Raw genomic sequence first — 6425 nt, forward strand, 5'->3', positions numbered from 1 at the left:
ATTAAATCACAAGCCTAAACGCAAGTATTAACAACGTTTTGTTAATGTTTGTTCACTACAAAATTTTAAAATCCAAACAAGAATGCAGCATTAACAAGGGCTGTAGGGTTGCGACCTCGATTCGAGTGTCAAACTCGGGAGAAAATAAAATTCTTCAGCCCCCGTTGCTGAATATATGTTTAACGGTAACGCTAATGATAATTCTATTAACGGAAATAATGGAACAGTAAGCGGAGCAACATTAACAACCGACAGATTTGGCAATGTTAACAAGTGTTAGACCTTTTATGTAGGAGTGACAAGGGTTCCAAGGCGGATGAAAACGGAAAAGCCATCATTTTTGACAGCTTTTCCGCTAAAGTACCCCCTTCCAAACCAAATATGAACGAACTCCTTGAAGATACAAGGGACTTTGCTCGGATTTGAGACTTGTACGGTCACCTGTTAAAGGAGGCTTAAATTTTGCTGCTAATTACTTTCTAATTGTTGTCATGCGTCACTATGCGTTCGTATTTTATGTTTTCAATTCCAAGGTCCATTTTGAGTAACATTGATAATGGAATCTTCCTTAAGGCGAAAAAGTCCTCCTGATAATCCAAACCAAAGATTTCCTTCCTTGTCTTCCAATATGTCTTGAATGCCATAACCAAATGGCATTAGATCTTCTCTGTCCGTTTTGCTGATTAAAGTAAAATCTTTTCCGTCATAGCGATATGCTCCAAAACCATTTGCACCAATCCAAATGTTTCCGTTGTTATCTTCATTGATTGCATAAATGTCATTTTTGCTAAGACCTTTTATTTTGGCGAACTGGGTAAATGTTTTACCGTCAAATTTACTAAGTCCACCGTCTCCGGCTCTACTGCTTTTATTTGGATTGTCTTTTTCCGCAACTCTTGAACCGAACCAAAGGTTTCCTTGATTGTCTTCATGGATAACCTGAACATTATTTGAAGCAAGACCATCTTTTTCAGTGTAGTGAGTAAATGATTTTCCATCGTATTTGCAAGCCCCATAACCATCTCGACTAAACCAAATATTCCCTTGCCTATCTTCAATAATTTCTGTAATCATGTTTATGATTGACTGATACGGCAATATTGTAACGTCAGGTTTTGGAATTGGGAAATTTGAAAAAGTTGTACCGTTGAACCTGGAAACTCCTTCCCAGGTTCCAACCCAAATGATTCCTGTTTTATCAATTAATAGCTCAGAAACCCTGTTGTTAACAAGACCATTTTTCTCGGTAAAATTGGTGAATTTTTTGCCGTCATATTTTGAAAGTCCCGAATGTGTGCCAAACCACAAATTTCCATCTTTGTCTTCCGCAAAGCTTGTAACAACATTACCGATTAATCCACCTTTTGTAGAAAAGTAAGTAAGCATTTTTCCATCATAACGGGCCGCACCTTTTGGAATGGTTCCAAACCACAGATTCCCTTTTAAGTCCTCGAATATTTCCACAATATATTCAGCTATTGGGGAGTCTTTTGGTTGAGATTGCTGTTCGGTCTTTTTATTCTGTGTGTTCTGTGAATGGCAAGAAGAAGTCGTACCCATAACCGACATTAAAAATATACCACCTATTATTCTTAGATCAGAAACACCCATACTATTCTTGATTTTTATAGCTTATAGGGATGGCTGGTAAAATGAGTTGCTTCTTCACTTTCTGTTCTTATTATTTTATTATACCCTAAATTAAACATGTCAATTCCTGAGAATAAATTTTCTCCTGAACCAAGAAAAACTGGTGATAATGAAATTTCTAATTCATCAATATAACCCGCTTGTAAAGATTGGCGAATTGTTGAAACGCCTCCTCCAATTACTATATCTTTTCCTTGTGCAGTTTTTTTTGCTTCATCCAATGCCGATTTAATTCCGCTGGTGATAAAATGAAATGTTGTTCCACCTTTCAATAATATTTATTAACACCGTATTTAATAAGATCGCCTCCCAAAAGTCTGCAATTAATACAACAACCCGAACATCCACAAAGGTATAGTTCCTGCAACAGGAGTTTCTATATCATCTTTAACAAACCAGGCATTCTTTACACCTTGTATTTGCTTGTGATCTTTTCCTTTGCCTCCAATTTCAAATGTGTATTTATTGCTTACGATAAAATCTCCTTGCTTAGGCATATGTATTTTGTGAAATGGATGGAGCTGCGACATAAAAAATGTTTCTCTTACAGCACCTTTTTCTGCTTGCTCTTCAGCCAATGAGAATAGTAAGCTGGTATTGTTCAGGAATATTTTCTCCGGTTTTTGCAGCACAGCCGTACTACGCCCGGCAGGGTAAAGCAGTGTAATGATCTTTGCCTGCTCCAGGTAGTGCAAATAATTGCTTAAAGAGTTCCTATGGATGGATGTCTTTACTGCAAGTGATGTAAGATTCGGCTTGAAAGGCACTTGTTGTGCAATCACGTATATCAGCTGAAGCACTTTCTTGGCATTGCGTATATCAAAATCTTTCAACTCGGCCATATCATATTCCACAATAGTTCGGATGAGTTGATTTATTTTCTGATGCACCGATTCAGGATCCTCCAACGCAAAGGGGTAGTATCCGGTATTGAGGTATTGAGTGAAGTGTTGAATGGGTCTGAAATCCTTCGGCACGTGCTTTCTGATCTGACCTGGATCTGAAAGGAGTTCATCAAGGGTTATCACTGGTAGGGTGACAATATTTTTCATGGATAGATATTCACGGAATGATAGGCCCGGTAATTCATAAATCAAAGCTCTTCTGCTTAAATCACCTTGTTGCCTGGAAATATCAATGATGGACGAACCTGTGAAAATTATCTTTAAATCAGGAAAGAAATCATAGATGTTCTTAACTTCTGCTGACCAGTTTTTATACTTATGCACTTCATCCAGGACAAGAATCTTTCCTCCCTGTTTGTGGTAATCCCTTACAGTTTCTTTCAAGGAATGTTGGGTAAAGTATAGATCGTCTAATGAAAAATATGCTGCTTTGTCTGCTGATAGATTCTGTTGTTTCAACCATTGTAGCAACAGAGTAGTTTTACCTGTTCCCCTTGCTCCTTTGATGCCTATCAATCTATTATTCCATCTGATTTTATCAAAAAGGAATCGTTTGAAATCTAAGAATGTTTGGGCTAAAAGATTTTCCGATTGTTCTAATAATGCTATCATTTGTAAATTTCTTTTTTGCAAATATAAACTAAAATTGCACATTAGGATGTGCATAAATGAATAAATATTGCACATACTGTTGTGCAATATTCGCATTTAGCAAAATATAAATAATTAAAGCTGCTGCTGCAAATGTTTTAATTTGAAATGGTATAATTAGTCAAGTTTTTACACTCAAATCTTGTAAATTTGTGGCAAAATGGTCAGTTGTATCAGAAGATAGCGCTGCAAAATTTGATGTTCCCTCAGGGAATAGGCTATGATAGAAGAAATGGTACTTATCGAACTAATAAAATAGCAAACATTTTCAGTCGATTTGCTTCATTTCCCGATGATTTCGAACACAATAAAAGCGGAATGTTGGATTGGATATCCAACTATTCCGCTTCAGTACCCAGAGCCGGAATCGAACCGGCATGTCAGTGAAGACACTGGTGTTTGAGACCAGCGCGTCTACCAGTTCCGCCATCTGGGCATACTTGCAGTAAATAGTTGATTTTTAGCTTCTTATGTTTGCTACCTGCAAACCGCTTATTGCCAACTTTTTTACAAGGGTCGAAATTATTCATTTGTTTCATACAGACCAAATATTTTGGCACATTTCGCCGAAATTAGCTATATTCGCAGCCCTTTGTTTAAGAGGGCATTACATGGAATCACAGGTTAAAATATTTGCGGGATCCAGTTCAAGGTATTTGGCCGAAAAAATCGCTAAATCTTTCGGTCAGCCTTTGGGGAATGTCAGTATCCTGAAGTTCAGCGACGGCGAGTTCCAGGTGTCGTTTGAAGAAACGGTCCGTGGCAGTGATGTGTATATTATTCAATCCACTTTTCCTCCCAGCGATAATTTATTTGAATTATTATTATTGGTTGATGCCGCTAAACGAGCATCTGCTAACCAGATAGTAGCTGTGCTGCCTTATTTCGGCATGGCACGCCAGGATCGCAAAGATCAACCCCGTGTAGCTATTGGTGCTAAACTGGTGGCTAATTTATTATCAGCCGCCGGTGTAACACGGATCATTACAATGGATCTGCACGCCGATCAGATACAGGGATGTTTTGAAGTTCCTGTGGATCACCTGTACGCCTCATCTATATTTTTACCATACATACAAAGCCTTAACCTGCCTGACCTCAGTATGGCCGCGCCTGATATGGGCGGCGCTAAACGGGCTAACGCATACGCTAAATTTTTAAAGTGTGAAATTGTTATTTGCTACAAGCAGCGCACAAGAGCCAATGTTGTTGACTCAATGACCGCCATTGGTGAAATTGAAGGGCGTAACATTGTGCTGGTTGACGACCTCATTGATACAGGGGGCACACTTACCAAAGCGGCAGACATGATGCTTGACAGGGGTGCGGCCAGCGTGCGTGCCGTGATCACACATCCTGTACTTTCAGGCAAAGCATATGATAGTATTGAAAAATCAAAACTTACAGAGTTGATCGTTACCGATACTATTCCTCTTAAAAGGGAGAGTAGTAAAATAAAAGTCCTATCGGTATCCGACCTGTTTGCCAACGTATTACACAGGGTTCATAATTTCGAATCCATTAGTTCGCATTTTATTTGCTGATCAAACACCGTTGATCTCCCCCGACGGCCCGCAAATAAAGTAAAGGGGTTTATTTAAATTAACAAATAAGAAAAATGAAAACATTAACGATCACAGGTTCCAAGAGAACCCAAGTTGGAAAAAAAGATGCCGCTGACCTGAGAAGAAGCGAAATGGTGCCATGCGTATTATACGGCGGTAAGGAACCTCTTCATTTCGCCGCTCCAGAAAAAGAATTCAAACCCCTTGTATACACTCCTGATATTCATGCGGTAAAAATTGACGTTGGAGGAACACAATTCAGCGCGGTAATGAAAGACATACAGTTCCATAAAGTAACGGATAAGATCATCCACGTTGATTTCCTGGAGATCACTCCCGGAAAAGCGATCACGATGGAGATTCCCGTAAAAACTGAAGGTGCAGCCCCCGGTGTGCGTGCAGGAGGTAAACTTTTGAAAAAGCTAAGAAGCCTTACAGCTAAAGGAGTTTTGGATAAATTTCCTGATGCGATCACAGTTAATGTTGAAAAAATGGAAATCGGCGATTCGGTTCGTGTAAAAGATATAAAATTGGACGGCATTGAGTTTTTAAACACTCCTAACGCTACCGTTATTGCCGTACGTGTAACACGTAACGTGGAAGAAGAAGCTCCGGCAGCAGCAGCTACAACAGCGGCAGCAGCTCCGGCAGCAGGTACTCCGGCTCCGGCAGCGGGTGCTCCGGGTGCAGCAGCTCCGGCAGCGGGTGCGAAAGATGCTCCGAAGAAGGACGCTCCGAAAAAATAGTCTCACTCCCATTCCCGCCTGAGGGCGGAGAAGAAGTTGATTTTCGACCACCTTTCCAATTCGGAGAGGTGGTTTTGTTTTAGAACAATTAAGAGTCCCCTTAAACTTTCTTAATATATTTACAAGGTGAAGTATTTAATCGCAGGCCTCGGCAATATTGGTGACGAATACACAAACACCCGTCATAACATAGGCTTTAGCATACTCGATACATTGGCCCACACCTCCGGTGTTTTTTTTACGCAGGACAGGCTTGCATACAAAGCGGAATACAAGTTCAAAGGCAAAACATTTATTTTAATAAAGCCTACAACCTTCATGAATCTTAGCGGGAAAGCCGTAAACTACTGGCTGCAGGCAGAAAAAATTCCCATAGAACATTTACTGGTCATCACTGATGATATTTCACTTCCTTTAGGCACCCTCCGTCTTAAACCAAAAGGAAGCGATGGAGGTCATAACGGCTTAAAAAACATACAAGAAACGCTTAACACCTCCGCGTATCCACGCCTGCGCTTTGGTGTTGGCAGTGATTTCCAGAAAGGCCGGCAGGTTGACTATGTACTTGGCAAATGGACTGCCGAAGAACAAAAATTACTGGTCCAGCGGATAGACCTTGCTGTAGAAACCATAAAAAGCTTTGGTACTATTGGCATCGATCGCACCATGAATTTATACAACAATAAATAAGAATCGGGTAAATGCGTAAATTATTTTTTCTCGTTTCACTGCTTCTCCTTTCCCTGTTCAACTTCGCCCAATTTGATTATAATCGAGTAGGCGGCTCCGTCATCAAAATCTGACGGAGTGCGCCTCTCACACCACTGTACGTACGGGCCTCGTATACAGCGGTTCATTAAATTGTGGAGCTACTTTCAGGTAATGTTCGAGCATTGATTCGTAACCAC

The 6425-nt window shown here is 40.1% G+C and carries 6 protein-coding genes and 1 tRNA gene; 3 read left to right on the forward strand and 4 right to left on the reverse strand.

Translation table 11 applies throughout. The annotated features are described in order from the left end of the window. Positions 1 to 522: 522 nt before the first annotated feature. The 4 genes from HYU69_08965 to HYU69_08980 form a co-directional block, all read right to left on the reverse strand. Entirely contained in the window at positions 523 to 1611 is a 1089-nt protein-coding gene (locus tag HYU69_08965) for a hypothetical protein (protein MBI2270470.1), read from the reverse strand. 14 nt (positions 1612 to 1625) lie between these two features. After that, on the reverse strand, positions 1626 to 1928 hold the full coding sequence (locus HYU69_08970; GenBank protein ID MBI2270471.1) for a dihydrofolate reductase family protein: 303 nt from the start codon (positions 1926 to 1928) through the stop codon (positions 1626 to 1628). 45 nt (positions 1929 to 1973) lie between these two features. Next, positions 1974 to 3167: an ATP-binding protein gene (locus tag HYU69_08975; protein MBI2270472.1), complete on the reverse strand. Its 1194-nt coding sequence runs from the start codon at positions 3165 to 3167 to the stop codon at positions 1974 to 1976. 391 nt (positions 3168 to 3558) lie between these two features. Beyond that, positions 3559 to 3642 (reverse strand) — tRNA-Leu (locus tag HYU69_08980). Between the two features lie 175 nt (positions 3643 to 3817). Between HYU69_08980 and HYU69_08985 the strand changes: the two genes are divergently transcribed. From HYU69_08985 to HYU69_08995, 3 genes are all read left to right on the forward strand, one after another. Further along, a complete protein-coding gene (locus HYU69_08985; GenBank protein MBI2270473.1) occupies positions 3818 to 4750 on the forward strand; it encodes a ribose-phosphate pyrophosphokinase in 933 nt (310 codons plus the stop codon). Between the two features lie 74 nt (positions 4751 to 4824). Then, on the forward strand, positions 4825 to 5517 hold the full coding sequence (locus HYU69_08990) for a 50S ribosomal protein L25/general stress protein Ctc (protein ID MBI2270474.1): 693 nt from the start codon (positions 4825 to 4827) through the stop codon (positions 5515 to 5517). A gap of 126 nt (positions 5518 to 5643) precedes the next feature. Next, positions 5644 to 6207: an aminoacyl-tRNA hydrolase gene (locus tag HYU69_08995; protein ID MBI2270475.1), complete on the forward strand. Its 564-nt coding sequence runs from the start codon at positions 5644 to 5646 to the stop codon at positions 6205 to 6207. Positions 6208 to 6425: the final 218 nt, after the last annotated feature.

This window comes from Bacteroidota bacterium, from assembly GCA_016183775.1.
Lineage (GTDB): Bacteria > Bacteroidota > Bacteroidia > JABDFU01 > JABDFU01 > JABDFU01.